Genomic DNA, 14,277 nt, shown 5'->3' with positions numbered 1-14,277 from the left:
GGAACCTACTATCGCGATAGTCTGAGTAGCGGGGATGTGGAGGGAAAGATTTTCTACCACAGGGGGGCGATTACGGTAGGCAAATGTGACATTATTTAATACCAATTCCCCTTTAACCTCAGACCTAGGTAATGGTGTATCGCCAGGGTGCATGGCAATTGGGGTATCGAGCAGATTCATTACCCTAGTAGTGGATGCCATCGCCCGTTGATACTGATCGAGGGTGTTACCCAGTCGAGTTAATGGCCAAAGCAAGCGCTGAGTCATGAAAACTAATACACTGTAGGTGCCTACTGCTAGTTCCCCGGCGGCTGCGGACTTACCACCGTAGAGCAGAATGCCGGTAAAGCCAAATAGGATTAACATCCGAATCAAGGGGACAAAGGCAGCAGAAAATGCGATCGCTTTCTGGTTACTGTGCTGATACCCTAGACTTTGTCTCTCAATCCGCTTAGCTTCATACTCTTCCGCCGTAAAGCTTTTAATGGTAGTAATCCCAGTTAGATTATTTGCTAACTGTCCATTGAGTAACCCTACCTTTTCCCGAACTGCTGCATAACGGGGAGCAAGCAGACGTTGAAAGGTCATCGAACCCCAGAGGATAAAGGGGATAGGAATCAGAGTTATCCAAGCTACATTGGGAGCAAGGATAAAGAAGCCCGCAGTGATAATAATAATGGCTGTGGCTACCTGGAGAATTTCGTTGGCACCAATATCGAGAAAGCGTTCTAGTTGGTTGATATCATCACTTAGGATAGACATCAATCCCCCTGTACTGCTATCTTCAAAATACGCTAGTTCCATCGATTGCAGATGAGAGTAAGCATCTAGGCGCAATTCGTGTTGAATGGTTTGAGCCAGATTCCGCCACAATCGTTCGTAAGCATATTGAAAGGCGGATTCCAATCCCCAAACAATCAAGCTCAGGAATGCCAGCAATACCAGTTGGCTAAAGATATCGGTGACTCCTAGATGGGCAATCAAGGAATCTTGTTGTTTGACCACCACATCCACTGCCATCCCGATCAAGACCGGAGGGGCTAGGTCAAAGATTTTGTTGAGGATTGAGCATGCGATCGCTTTCCCGATTAGGGAACGATGGGGCTGAGCGTAACCCATCAGCCGCTGTAGGGGAGAGTTGGAATGCTTACGCTTATTTGGTTTTGACGTTAACCTTGAATTTCGTTTTGACTTTGACCTTGAATTCAACACAGTAATTAACCCTGACTTATCAGGCAGAATGGGTTGCTAAGTCCAGAGAGCAAATCAATGAGTGATTATTATACCGTATCTAGCAATTCTCATAGCTATGAGGTACACAATTTCGGTATTTTAGGGAACAGGGAACAGGGAACAGGGAACAGGGAACAGGGAAGAGTAACCCACCCCTAACCCCTCCCAGGAGGGGAAGAGGGAACAGGGCAACAATCCTGTGTACCTCATTAGGCTAAAAACCGCTATAGCGCTGCATTCCTTAAATCCCTCTTTAATTTTGCCTCTTGCCTCTTGCCTTTTGCCTCTTGCCTTTTGCCTCTTGCCTTTTGCCTCTTGCCTTTTGCCTCTTGCCTTTTGCCTCTTGCCTCTTGCCTCTTGCCTTTTGCCTCTTGCCTTTTGCCTCTTGCCTTTTGCCTCTTGCCTCTTGCCTCTTGCCTTTTGCCTCTTGCCTCTTGCCTCTTGCCTCTTGCCTCTTGCCTATTGCCTATTGCCTTTTGCCTTAAAATTATAAGCAATATCGCTCAACCAAAATCATCAACAAACTAACCCTTGAATACTCCTAGCCACGCCATTATTAACCTTGCTGTTTTGAATCAACAGACTCAATTTCAGGCAGCTTTACCCATTACAATTGGTGCTATCTTACCCGATTTACCAATTTTTATCCTTTACATCTGGGCAAAATTAATTCGTCGTCAACCAGAGTACCAAATTTGGTCACAAACCTACGAATTACCCTTTTGGCAGAACCTTGTTGCTACCTTTCATTCCCTTCCCCTAGCCCTGTGTGGAGTTATCATCAGCCATTACTGGGGATGGCAACTTTGGGAAATTCTATGTTTAAGTATGATCCTGCACTCCTTATTAGATTTACCAGTTCACAACGATGATGCTCACCGGCACTTTTTTCCTGTTAGTAACTATCGTTTTATTAGTCCTTTCTCTTACTGGGACCCCAAGCATCATGGTCATACTGTATCCACAGTAGAAAAATTATTGGTGTTAGTAGCAACAATTGTTACTTTCCCTATGATTGAATCTTGGATAGGTAAAAGCTTACTAATTGTTGTGAATGTGTTATATCTTACTAGTTTTCTTTACTTTCGAGTGATTCGACCCAAATTATCAATTGGGTATGAATGAAGGAATTTGATTGTTTAGGTTACTTGGTCGATTTGTGGGATAATCGTTATTGTTCCTTTGCCTAGAGTGACACAAGAGGGTTAACTTTACATTATACAATATAACTGCATAGCAGCTTACCAGATTTGGCTTGACTCCTATATATGTAAGGAGTCGAGCAGCCAAGCTCGAACAAACAACCACTGGCTGTTTGGAAGACCGGAAGCCACCGCAGATGCCCACAACAATAACTTTGGCAAGAGGTTTATTGTCTACCTAAACGTTGAATCAAGTGAAATTATCTAGTGTTGAAGTATCTTTGGATATCCTAACCAAAGAGCATAGAAAGAAGATAACCGGAGATTTGGGACGCTATAATGCAGTTGCCGATATCTTAGAAAAGACAACAGAGCAAAAGAAAGCTTTCCTAGAAAGATGTAGGGGTTTATTCTTTCAGAATCTGCATGACGAGCAACTTAGAAAAGATGTAAGACTAGGGAATATAACTCTTGATATTGCTTGGTTGGTAGTTATTTGCTTTTCTGATGAAAACAATAAGAAAGAACCTGGTTTCCCCCTCTATGAATTCACAAAAGTATCTGTTGCGAATAATACATACAATTTCAAATTATCTTCAATTGCAGGTATGTTTTCAACATATATGCATGATTACGATAGAAGTAATATAGAGCATGCCGGAAATGATCAACAAGATAAGTATAGTCTATCTTTAGATATGTGGAAGATTCTCTTTGAACCACATCAAATCAATGACGGTCTCCCTTTGTTTGATAATTTCCCGGTTTTTGTTTTCCCGAGAAGCCTATCAACAAACTCAGAAACAACTGTTTATATGAATAAACTTGGTTTTCAGGAAAAAAATTATACTATAAATGGAGAAGAGATTCGCTGCTTTTATGAAGATGGCAATAATCCTCTAGAAAATCCTCTTCTTAAATCAGCTATTTTATCAACAGGTTTAGTTCTAGTTGAGATCACAAGGTCTGATTTATACAAAGGATCTAAATATATCGGAGAATTTAATCGTAAAAAATTTTCAAAAGAGGTAAAACTACAACAGGAAATAACAGTGTTAAAATGGCTTCATTCAAACAAACTTTTAGAATTTAATAGCATTAATTTACACCTTTTAGCGACTGATTATTTGCTTACTTCCACTAAAGTTTAACCCGAAGTATGGTATAGTGCAGAAGTGTTGAAGGTTTAAAATCTTCAACACTTCTGGGGTTTACCCTGCCTTTTGAGAACCCTTGCCTAACCTAGCGAGATAAATTCCAGCAATAACGCCAAGGAAGGAAACCATATTGAGTGGCGTCAATTTTTCAGCGAAGATAATCCAAGCGAATAAAGCTGTAATCAGTGGATCGAGTAAGAGGCATACACTGACAAAGCTAGAGGAAAAATGCTTAAAGCTGTATGTTAAAAGGCCATGTCCAAAAACCTGTACAACAATGCCTAAAGCAACCACAGAAAACCATGCTGATTGTGTCAAGGGGAAGAGGTGATCTTCCATGATTAAAGTAAATCCCAAAGCTAAGATCGCTCTTAAGAAGCAGCTCCATAGCAAGATTGTGCTGACTGAGTATTTATTGCACAAGGATTCACGAGCTAAAAATGCACCAGCATAAAAAACAGAAGAGAGTAGTGCCAGCATATCTCCAGTAAAGTTGCTAGGGGCAATAAACCAGTCCTCAAACTCAATACAACTAGACGCGAATAGTGCAATGCCTAGACCAACTAGAAAGCGGTTGTCAAATTGCTGCTTCAGAAGCAACCAAGCACCGAGGGTTGAAAAGATAGGAGTCATGTTATGCAACAAATTGGCATTGGCTACACTAGTCTGAGTTAGTGAAATAGCCCACAGAGATATGCAGATAAAAGTCATTAAAGGTTCTATCCCGAACAAGATTACATCGTTAATAGTAAGGTGCCCTGATGATTTACACTCTTGTTCAGGTTTCCCAGGGAATACAAGCTTTTGGCTTTCCCATAAGCTAAAAGTAACTGCAGCAATCCAATATCGGTTAAATATAGTTGCACCAGGTCCAAGATCAAACTCAGCCAATTTTGTTAGAATCGCAGCAAATGAAAGGATAAAAGTTGCCATTAGCAATGCCAATAAAGGCATAAATGAAGCTTTTCTGGCAAGTGGAAAAATTTTTGGATTAATTAATTGATGCATTTATAGACCATTTTCCAATAGATCATCAAAATCAATGCCGCATTGCTGCTTTATCATAACACCAAAAATCGGATATATTGACTACTGTTGCGAAGTTACTTTGTTCTATAAATCCTATGTTTACATCTCAACTAAAATGCTATAGTTATTTTTATTACTTGATAGTATTATTGAGCTTTATTAATTAGCAAGCAAGTTTTTTTGAATAACATTGTGACTCTAATATTCATGATATAAGTAGGTGGGCATAAATAAACGTTAAAACTAAAAATCCGAAAATGAAGCTGAAATCCTTTATTCATAGGGTTTTCGGGATTTTGAATTTCAATCGCTATTTTAAACTTAATTACGCCCACCTACTTAGTCTTGAGATTCCTAAAGATAATTAACCTGAATATAGCGTTTATCGCAGTTATGAGGTACAGTATGATTTGACACCGATTTCCTGTCTTGATGCAGTCGCTCATGGGGGGAACCACGGCAGTCGCTCATGGTTTGTTCGCGAAGCGTGGCCTACGGCCAAGTTACCGTAAGATAGTGGAGCCTTCTTAACAAATATTTAACCCTTTTCTGCATAACCTGCTAACTATAAAGGCTCCACTATCTAAGGTTTCGTCTCCGGGGGAACCCCCAAGACCGCGCTGCCTCCCCAAGACCGTAATGGTGCGTTTGACCCGTAATTAAATTCGCCACGGGTCGCACCTCTGCATCGCTTCAAACCCTCTTGACTATTGCATGCATGCCTTTTGCCTTTTGCCTTAGAGGGATAAGCTTTGTCCTCATGACTCTGAGAATTGCTATAATAGTCAAGTTTATGTAGGGTGGGCAGTGCTAGAAACAGATAACATAAACAAGTCAATCTCCTTGCTAGGCACTGCCCACCAACGGGATTAATGCACTCAGCTCAATTACGCTCGAATTATTTCCACCCGTTTACGATTAACTACCAAAGTAGAAAAATTGTTGGTGCTAGTAGCAACAATTGTTAGTTTCCCTATGATTGAGTCTTGGATAGGTAAAAGCTTACTAATTGTTGTGAATGTGTTATACCTGATAGCATTTTTATATTTAGTGAAGTCCAAAGTTATAGGTTTTAGGGAGCAGGGAGTAGGGAGTAGGGAGTAGGGAGTAGGGAGTAGGGAGTAGGGAGTAGGGAGTAGGGAGTAGGAATGTCTTCTCCTCCATTAACCTATACTAGTTGTGTTGATCATCACATCGTAAAACATGGAACTATAGCGTTTATCTTAGCTATTTGTTCTTTTTTTTACCTATTACCTATTACCTATTACCTATTACCTATTACCTGCTCCCTGCTCCCTACTCCCTGCTCCCTTTGCCAAAGTGTTTATTTAGCATAACAAGTACGGAAGAGCCAAAAATATATCCCACATTCCTCACGAAGTGAAGAATGTGGGTTCAGATTCACACGGTAAGCAATAGCCTACCCTAGGGAATCAAAATTCCACTAATGCCTAGTGCCTAGCGGCTATTGCTTAGTCGGCCATGTACAACTTGCCATTATAAGGGTTGATTACAACAGTTGGATAATTTGCACCAGCAGGAGCAATAGGAAGAAGCTCATCGATTATAATGCTAATTGGCTTATCTGAATAAGAAGAGTAGATTATCAGAGGGCGATTCCGAGTATCGATATTATTGGAATTGTTGTATGCTCCTATAGTCATGTACTGGTCAGGATTGTCATTGGTACCAAATTGAACACGTGGTCCTGGACCTGTGCCAGAGCCAGACTCAGAGAATCCTGCATAAGCATTGGCTGGGGATGCAGCACCAACTAAGGTAAAACATACCAACAATAACGAAACGAAAAGAGATGCAAACTTTTTCATGATGATTTTCTCCATTTTGGACTATATTGGATATCTAACGGTAATTCTTACTAGTTCGACTTCGCCCAAAACTATATTTCGGGATATATCCAGAAATAGTTTTCGGAGTATCCGATGCCAGCACTGGTTAGATAACCAATTTAAGATTAGCCCGGTTAGATATCTCTTATCCTCATAAAACTCATAGAAAAACTCATAGAAAAACTCATAGAAAAACTCATAGAAAAACTCATATATAATATATAGTAATTCTCATAGCTATGAGGTATATTCGGGATTTTAGCTGAGGGGGTGACATCAGCCCTGAAAAGCTTACTAGATAAGGCTTTGATGCCATGATCAACTCCCAAATTGACCCTCCTGTGATTTTCTGAAAGCTCAAACCCTTATAACTACGTCCAAGGTCAGCCCAAAACACCATGTATCTTTCAGGTGCGACCCGTGGCGAATTTAATTCTTAATGGGGAAAGCGCACCGATTAAGTGACAAATCGGCTGAAAATATTACCCAGTAAGGGTTTTAGCTTGCATGTCACCCCCCCCAGGGATTTTAGGGAACAGGGTATCACCGGAACAGGGAACAGAACCTCATAAAACTCATAGAAAAACTCATAGAAAAACTCATAAAAAAACTCATATAGCGGTTTGCACTTCAATTAGGTACAAATTTCTGAGGTGCGACCCGTGGCGAATTTAATTCTTAATGCGGAAAGCGCACCTAAGGTTTTTAGGGAGCAGCGATGCAGCGCGGTCTTGGGGAGGCAGCGCCGCCAAAGGGGGTTCCCCCCACTCGCTATTGCCGTGGTTTCCCCCATGAGCGACTGCATCAAGACGGGAGCAGGGAGCAGGGAAGAGGGAAGAAGGATAAAATCCTGTGTACTTGATAGTTATGCAAACCGCCGTATATAGCAATTATCATAGCTATGAGGTACACAATTTCGGGATTTTAGAGAACAGCGGATCACCGGAACAGGGAACAGATAAGAGGGAATAGGGTATAGCGATGGGCTACATCAAGAGGTGCGACCCGTAGCGAATTTAATTCTTAATGCGGAAAGCGCACCTAACAGGGAATCAACGTCAAAGAAGCCTGTACCTCATAACTACGATAAACGCTATATATCTCTTATCCTCATAAAACTCATAGAAAAACTCATATAAGTAGTTGATGTAGGGTGGGCAGTGCTTGAAACAGATAACATAAGCAAGTCAATCCCGTTGCTAGGCACTGCCCACCAACGGGATAGTAATAAGTAATAATTAAAGTGAATCATTAACCATTACAAAAAAAATTAGGAATGATTAATCTTAGCAGTATAACTGTTGCCCAAGTAGGTGAAACTTAAGCATTAAGCTATCAGCTCTCAGCTCTGAGATATCAGCTCTCAGATATCAGCGATTAGCGCTACGCGCACGCTGCGCGAACAGTTATCAGCCATCAGCGAACAGCGATTAGCGCTACGCGCACGCGTCCGCGTTCAGCTTTTGAATAAAATAAGCTGACGGCTGACGGCTGAACGCGCACGCGTGAGCTTTTAGCTGACGGCTGACGGCTGACGGCTGAATACTTACAAATCAGCTCAATTTCGCTCGAAACGAAGTGAGGAATGTGGGTTCAGATTCAAACGGTAAGCAATAGCCTACCCTAGGTAATCAAAATTTCACTAATGCCTAGTGCCTAAGGCTTAGTCCTAATTAAACGATGTGATGTACAACTTGCCAGTATTCTTGTCGATTACAATACTTTCTAAATCTGCACCAGCAGGAGCAGTAGAAGCATTAGGAAGCTCAGTGATCTGAATGGTAATTGGATTATTTGAAGTAGAGTAGATTTTAAGAGGGCGATTCTTAGTATCGATATTATTGATATTGCCGTATGCTCCTACAATCATGTACTGGGTAGGATTTCCAGTTGTACCAAATTCAACACGTGGTCCTGTAGTTCCAGAGTCAGAAAATCGTGCCTGATATGCAGCATTGGCTGGGGATGCAGCACCAAGCAAGGTAAAACATACCAACAATAACGAAACCACAAGAGATGCAAACTTTTTCATGATAATTTTCTCCATTTTTTTGAATAGGGTACCTAACAGTAATTATTACCAATTCGGCTTCGCCTAAAACTATATTTTGGGATATATCCAGAAATAGTTTTCGGAGTATTTCGATGCCAACACTGGTTAGATAACCAATTTAATATTAGCCCTATTATAGCAGTCCTAAATGATTCGTGAAATATATTGGCCAAAGCGAACTCTATAACCCTTGCCCAGCAACGATTCCATATTTTGCTTATTTTACAAATGATTTAGGATTGCTATATATATCTATTATCCTCATAAAACTCATAGAAAAACTCATAGAAAAACTCATATATAGCAATTATCATAGCTATGAGGTACACAATTTCGGGATTTTAGGGAACAGCGGATCACCGGAACAGGGAACAGATCCTCATAAAACTCATAGAAAAACTCATATAAGTAGTCAGGGTAAACCCATCTAATTTTTTGGCGTTGCTGAATAATGGAATGATTTTAAGAGTGAGGTGGAATGGGCATCTTGCCCGTTCCTGACGGTGCGCGCCCGTTCGCGCCCCCCGTCGGCTTTGCCGATAGGAGGCGCGCACCTTGAGCGAATTTAATTCTTAATGGGTCAAGGGCACCGGATGTTTTCGGGCGGGCAGGATGCCCACTCTACTCCTATTCAAAAGAAGACTGACGCAACCCCCTTTTTTTCTTGTCAGGTGTCATTTGAGAGTTAATTATTAAAAATTTTTAGGTAACTTGACGTAATCAACAGGATTTTTGTCATTTTGTCAAGTAGTTCATTTGTTCTGTAAGTTTGACCTGCTCCCCATTGACCCTGACTACTTATATGAGTTTTTCTATGAGTTTTATGAGGATAAGAGATATCTAACCGTGCTACTATTATATTGTTCTAACTAACAATTAGGAACTCGAAGGAGTTTAGTTATGGCCAAGGCAAACGCATCTTATTTATGAAAGACAGACGGGGTGATGATTTCAGCGATCGAGTCCTGTTTTAAATCAATTGATGGGGAGCTTGTCTTATATTAGTTGCAGAACAAATGAACTATGTACCATCAGAGCAAGCTTAAACCCATTAGGGAGCTAGAGATTTAGTACAAATGTTCTGCATAAGTGACATGCTCCCAAACGCCTTTAAGGTAAGAGGAATGAAAATTACTGTCAGGATTTTTATTCTTCGAGAAAGAAAGCCGATAGCAATCGGACACAACCAAAGCAAAAATAGGTAAAAAAGTGAAAATGAGGAAAAAACTCTTGTCATCGATTAGCCGGATAATTCTGATCGGTGTCCTAGCGTGCACATTTATGCTCCTAAACTTGGTCAACCCAGAAGGAGCATGGGCGCAATCAATTGATGCAGAACAATACTGCGATGAAGGACAGGAAACAGAATTAAACTATTTAAGGGAATCATGCACTATTGAAACCTTCGGAAAGAAACGAATTTACGCAAAAATCACAAACGAAGGCTCCTTCGAAGAGATGTTGAACTTCAGGAACATGTCAGGATACTGCATTAGTGGCGGAAGTCCAGGAAGCGGTCTACGGCTAGGAATTGACTCTTATATAGCATTAGATTGCGACCCAATAGGATTCGATTATACAATAAATTTGGCTGAGCCGATTACAAGAAGTCGTGTCAGTGTCATTTGGTATGGAATCGACTGACCTGCTCCCAATTGATGAAATCCTTACTGAATAAGGGTTTGGCAATTTAGATGCGTTTGCCCTGCTATTGGCCGTAGGCCAATAGCTTTTCCCCAGACTTTCAATTTTATTTGAAGCTGACGGCTGACGGCTGACAGCTGACGGCTGAATACTTACAAATCAGCTCAATTCCGCTCGAATTATTTCCACCCGTTTCCGATTAACTCCCAAATCGGATTTTCCTAAACGGGAGGCAGAGCGAACATGGATTACCTTAGCACTGTCATCCAACAAAAATTCTACATCATCCACAAATCCCATTAAAGGGGTAGTGAATTGTGCGTAGAGATAGTTGTCTTTCTCTTCAAGAATTTGTGTTCGTTCTAGGTTTTCAATCACAATTTTAAGCTTAGCCATTGCTTCGGTAGCGGTAGAGTTGTAAGCTAAAGGCTCAATACCATGCTCGGCATCTTGGCTATAGCTGCTGACACAGTTAGGTGTATTTGGGCAAGGTGCTAATTGCCCTGAGGACTGAATCCCAATATTGGTGGGTTGTTTTCCTGGAAATTTCATCAACGATTCTCCTGAAAGGGCAAAGGTAGCTCCTATGGCAAAAATAGCGACTAATACTAACGATATCAATACTATTAGTATTAGTCTCAACGGTGATAGTTTTTGGGTTTGTACAGTCATAAAGCGTTTGTATCTGGGTTGTAAACACAATTGCTGAAAAAGGCAATAGGCATGCTACCAATAGTAAATTTTGCGTAGGGTGCGTTAGGGGTGGGCTGGCCTTGATTTTCCGCCTCTTCGCCACCGTTGAAATAGCCCACCCCGTAACGCACCACTGGGTCAAATAGCAAAAATGAGATGCACCCAGGCAAAAGGCAATAGGCAATAGGCAATAGGCAATATCGGAAAGAGATCTGGAGTTTTATTGGACAATAAAACAAGACCATACAGGTTTACATCTCAAATACAAACACTATAGTGTATTAGTGTGTCTGTATTATTAATATCATATTTGGTTGACTAATTATCAAAAAATTGGGGTTAGCATCTCATTTTTGCCGTTTGGGTGGTGCGTTACGGGACGGATTGTCCTAACACTGGCTACCAAGAAGATCAGGGCTTTCCCGTCCCTAACGCACCCTACGAACATTTACAAAAGCATCTCATTTTTGCCGTTTGGGTGGTGCGTTACGGGACGGATTGTCCTAACACTGGCTACCAAGAAGATCAGGGCTTTCCCGTCCCTAACGCACCCTACGAACATTTACAAAAGAGATGCACCCAACGGAAGTTCAACACTTGTGCATCGTTTCTGGGTCAAATTCCCCTTGCAACATCGCAATCAGACATCGTCCAATGTGGTAAGCTAAATTAACAGGGACGGCATTGCCGATTTGTCTGTACTTTGATGATAGAGAACCGGTAAATTCCCAATCATCAGGGAAACTCTGAATACGTGCATATTCCCTAACTGTCAACGGTCGTGTTTCTTGAGGATGACACCGCTCGGTCTGTTTTTGAGCTGGGTTACAGGTGAGAGTAAGGGAAGGTTCTTCCCAAGAAAGCCGCCTAGCCATACCGGTTTTGCCGCCACCGAGATAGAAACTCTTTTTCATATACTCTTTTTGAAGCTCTATTGGTAAGTTCCGCCAATAACCTCCTGGTGGTATTAATTCCATAATTTCTTTCTTGCGGGTAGGATATTGTGCTCCTATTGATTTAGGGCAATCGTTGAGCACCTCCCTCAAAGAAAGAGTGTAGTCCTTTTCCTTAGGAAATATTGCGTTTAGGTCTAAGTCTTTTCTAACCGCAATGATAATTACCCTCTCCCGCTTTTGGGCGACATCTAGAAACTGCGCTCTGAGCAACTTATAGGTAGGGTTGTAGCCTAAATCCTCTAAGGTTCGCACCATGGTGGATAAGGTTCTGCCTTGGTCATGGTGGATCAGACCTCTAACGTTTTCAACCAGTGCTATTTTCGGCTGTACTTCTTTTACACACCGTGCAAACTCAAAAAAGAGCGTCCCTCTAGTATCGTCAAAACCCTTACCTAGACCAGCATAGCTGAAAGCTTGGCAGGGCACTCCACCAGCCACAATCTCTACATTGTCTTTGTATTTGGTAAAATCAACATTGGCTATATCCTCAAGTATGATTTTCCAGGAAGGTCTATTCAGCTTCAGAGTGTTTACGCAGTCTTTATCAATCTCCACCAACAGCTTGGTGCTTAAGCCAGCATTCTCAAAACCCAGTGCCATGCCTCCACACCCAGCAAATAACTCAATTACTCTGAAGCTAGTGGGTTTGCTCTTGAGAACACGAAACTCAACCCCAGTAGCTAGCCCTTGATACTTACGTTGGATTCGTTTTAATTCTTCAATATCAAAAAAGCGGTAGTTACGTTCAGACCGCTTTGCCCTGAGCAGCTTTTTCTTTTCCCACCGACGTATGGTATCGGAGGAAACACCTAAGATTTCAGCAGCTTCTTGAACCGTGACTAGGTCTTGAACAGTGCCAGATTTAGTGTTTGCCATTTTGATTTTAAGGGAGTAGGGAGTAGGGAGTAGGGAGTAGGGAATCGGGAATCGGGAATCGGGAGTAGGGAATAGGGAACAGGGAACAGGGAGCAGGGAGCAGGGAGTAGGGAACAGGGAACAAACATTCTCTCAATTGATTTAGGATTGCTATAAATAATGATTTTTAGTTAGTTTTTGGGTTAAAAAATACTTTAATTTTTGTTGATTACAACCTAAATTATAACTAATAATTACTGACTCGAAGCTACTCAATCGGAGGATAGTTGGTTATGTCTAACTCAGCTTATATAAGTCCTGTTCAAGTCAATAAACTATAGGTATCATAAATCAATTGTGAGAATTTTTGTTTCCTGCTCCCTACTCCCTACTCCCTACTCCCTACTCCCTGCTCCCTACTCCCTACTCCCTACTCCCTATTCCCTCTGCTATAGCATCAAACAAAAACCATTTGGGGAGCCAGCAATACCCCAGAGGTTGAGGAAATAACTTTACCAATACCCAAAAAACTGCCATCTTCGTGGTAAACTTGCATAGGACTTGTGGAGGTTTCAAGGGTCGAGAGTTCAACAAGAGTATCATCCCAAGAGATACGCTGTCCCAAACACCAGCGACGGGCTTGATCAGGGGACAAGGTTACAGAGGCTAAGTGCCCCAAAGCTACACTAGGGGACACTGGCTGGAATAGGCTTTGTTCCAGCTGTTGGGTCAATTCTTCTAATGTCAGACTATCGACTAAATCAAAGCCACTGCTGCGAGTACGAGTCAGAGCGGCCAGCACACCACCGGTTTCGAGGGCATCTCCTAAATCCCGGGCTATGGAGCGAATATAGGTGCCAGGGCCACATGCGATCGCTAAATCAATTTCCGGAAATTCTCCCCCACGCCACTCTAAAACCTCGATCTTCTCAACCTCTACAGTTCGTTCTGGTACCTCTACCACTTCACCAGCTCTGGCTAAATCATACAGCCGTTTACCTTTGATATGAATAGCGCTATACATTGGTGGCACTTGCTGAATGGTGCCCTCAAACTGTTTCAAGAAGCCCTTGACCAACTCCAGAGTCAACCCAGCTGCAGACTGAGTAGCGATCACTTCTCCTTCCAAATCATCAGTAGTTGTCCTCACTCCCAGTCTCACCGTAGCCTTGTAAGCTTTATCCTGCTGCATATACTGCAACAGTCGGGTTGCCTTACCCAGAGCTATCGGTAAAACCCCCGTAGCAGCTGGGTCAAGGGTCCCTCCATGGCCTACTCGCTTCAGCCGTAGCAGACGCCGCACTTTAGCAACGCAATCGTGGGATGTCCAACCTGCTGGTTTGTTTAAGTTTAGAAATCCTTGCACCAAGTTTAAAATTTATCTGTAAAGGTAGGGAATCGGGAATCGGGAATCGGGAATCGGGAATCGGGAATCGGGAACAGCGGATCTGGGAATCGGGAACAGGGAACAGTAATAAGATTTGATTCTCTGTTGATGCAATAGCGAGTTGGGAGCAGGGCTGTTTCATTCTCGTAAAACATAGATAGGTCTAATTTTACCCATCTCCCCATCTCCCCATCTCCCCATCTCCCCATCTCCCTATCTCCCCATCTCCCCATCTCCCCACACCTCCCACACTTCCCACACTTCCCTACTCCCTACTC

At 42.1% G+C, this 14,277-nt stretch carries 16 protein-coding genes; 5 read left to right on the top strand and 11 right to left on the bottom strand.

The window, feature by feature from the left end:
* Positions 1-1,119, bottom strand: a 1,119-nt coding sequence (locus F6J99_RS13485) for an ABC transporter transmembrane domain-containing protein (protein ID WP_293113367.1), incomplete at its 3' end; no start/stop codon positions are given.
* Positions 1,120-1,432: 313 nt separating this feature from the next.
* On the opposite strand from F6J99_RS13485, the gene F6J99_RS13480 reads away from it, so the two are divergent.
* From F6J99_RS13480 to F6J99_RS13470, 3 genes are all read left to right on the top strand, one after another.
* Positions 1,433-1,726 carry a hypothetical protein gene (locus F6J99_RS13480; protein WP_293113366.1) on the top strand — a complete coding sequence of 98 codons (294 nt, stop codon included), beginning with the start codon at positions 1,433-1,435 and terminating at the stop codon, positions 1,724-1,726.
* 38 nt (positions 1,727-1,764) lie between these two features.
* Positions 1,765-2,358, top strand: a complete 594-nt coding sequence (locus tag F6J99_RS13475; RefSeq protein WP_293113365.1) for a hypothetical protein — start codon at positions 1,765-1,767, stop codon at positions 2,356-2,358.
* 271 nt (positions 2,359-2,629) lie between these two features.
* The gene (locus F6J99_RS13470) at positions 2,630-3,526 is read left to right on the top strand and encodes a hypothetical protein (protein ID WP_293113364.1); all 897 of its coding nucleotides are present in this window, start codon (positions 2,630-2,632) and stop codon (positions 3,524-3,526) included.
* Positions 3,527-3,586: 60 nt separating this feature from the next.
* On the opposite strand, the gene F6J99_RS13465 is transcribed toward F6J99_RS13470, so the two are convergent.
* On the bottom strand, positions 3,587-4,540 hold the full coding sequence (locus tag F6J99_RS13465) for a DMT family transporter (protein WP_293113363.1): 954 nt from the start codon (positions 4,538-4,540) through the stop codon (positions 3,587-3,589).
* A 1,169-nt stretch (positions 4,541-5,709) separates the two neighbouring features.
* On the opposite strand from F6J99_RS13465, the gene F6J99_RS13460 reads away from it, so the two are divergent.
* Positions 5,710-5,898: a hypothetical protein gene (locus tag F6J99_RS13460; protein ID WP_293113362.1), complete on the top strand. Its 189-nt coding sequence runs from the start codon at positions 5,710-5,712 to the stop codon at positions 5,896-5,898.
* 135 nt (positions 5,899-6,033) lie between these two features.
* On the opposite strand, the gene F6J99_RS13455 is transcribed toward F6J99_RS13460, so the two are convergent.
* From F6J99_RS13455 to F6J99_RS13425, 7 genes are all read right to left on the bottom strand, one after another.
* Complete coding sequence (locus F6J99_RS13455) at positions 6,034-6,390, bottom strand: hypothetical protein (RefSeq protein WP_293113361.1); 357 nt, start codon at positions 6,388-6,390, stop codon at positions 6,034-6,036.
* 655 nt (positions 6,391-7,045) lie between these two features.
* Complete coding sequence (locus tag F6J99_RS13450) at positions 7,046-7,204, bottom strand: hypothetical protein (RefSeq protein ID WP_293113360.1); 159 nt, start codon at positions 7,202-7,204, stop codon at positions 7,046-7,048.
* 876 nt (positions 7,205-8,080) lie between these two features.
* A complete protein-coding gene (locus F6J99_RS13445; protein ID WP_293113359.1) occupies positions 8,081-8,443 on the bottom strand; it encodes a hypothetical protein in 363 nt (120 codons plus the stop codon).
* Positions 8,444-10,267: 1,824 nt separating this feature from the next.
* Positions 10,268-10,729 carry a DUF1499 domain-containing protein gene (locus F6J99_RS13440; RefSeq protein ID WP_365973269.1) on the bottom strand — a complete coding sequence of 154 codons (462 nt, stop codon included), beginning with the start codon at positions 10,727-10,729 and terminating at the stop codon, positions 10,268-10,270.
* 47 nt (positions 10,730-10,776) lie between these two features.
* Positions 10,777-10,992 (bottom strand): hypothetical protein, encoded by a 216-nt coding sequence (locus F6J99_RS13435; protein WP_293113357.1) that lies wholly within the window; start codon positions 10,990-10,992, stop codon positions 10,777-10,779.
* Positions 10,993-11,391: 399 nt separating this feature from the next.
* Complete coding sequence (gene dcm, locus F6J99_RS13430) at positions 11,392-12,633, bottom strand: DNA (cytosine-5-)-methyltransferase (protein WP_293113356.1); 1,242 nt, start codon at positions 12,631-12,633, stop codon at positions 11,392-11,394.
* Between the two features lie 7 nt (positions 12,634-12,640).
* The gene (locus tag F6J99_RS13425) at positions 12,641-12,769 is read right to left on the bottom strand and encodes a hypothetical protein (RefSeq protein WP_293113355.1); all 129 of its coding nucleotides are present in this window, start codon (positions 12,767-12,769) and stop codon (positions 12,641-12,643) included.
* A 200-nt stretch (positions 12,770-12,969) separates the two neighbouring features.
* On the opposite strand from F6J99_RS13425, the gene F6J99_RS13420 reads away from it, so the two are divergent.
* Positions 12,970-13,122, top strand: a complete 153-nt coding sequence (locus F6J99_RS13420) for a hypothetical protein (protein ID WP_293113354.1) — start codon at positions 12,970-12,972, stop codon at positions 13,120-13,122.
* Here F6J99_RS13420 and truB read toward each other — a convergent pair.
* Entirely contained in the window at positions 13,070-13,978 is a 909-nt protein-coding gene (gene truB / locus F6J99_RS13415; RefSeq protein ID WP_293113353.1) for a tRNA pseudouridine(55) synthase TruB, read from the bottom strand. The two genes, F6J99_RS13420 and truB, sit on opposite strands and share 53 nt — an antisense overlap.
* Positions 13,979-13,983: 5 nt before the next feature.
* Complete coding sequence (locus F6J99_RS13410) at positions 13,984-14,232, bottom strand: hypothetical protein (RefSeq protein WP_293113352.1); 249 nt, start codon at positions 14,230-14,232, stop codon at positions 13,984-13,986.
* Between the last annotated feature and the right edge of the window lie 45 nt (positions 14,233-14,277).

The sequence above is a fragment of the Moorena sp. SIO4G3 genome, from assembly GCF_010692305.1.
In the GTDB taxonomy this organism is placed as follows: domain Bacteria; phylum Cyanobacteriota; class Cyanobacteriia; order Cyanobacteriales; family Coleofasciculaceae; genus Moorena; species Moorena producens_A.
Note: the sequence above shows the minus strand (reverse complement) of the source record. Positions and strands in the feature narration are given on the sequence as shown.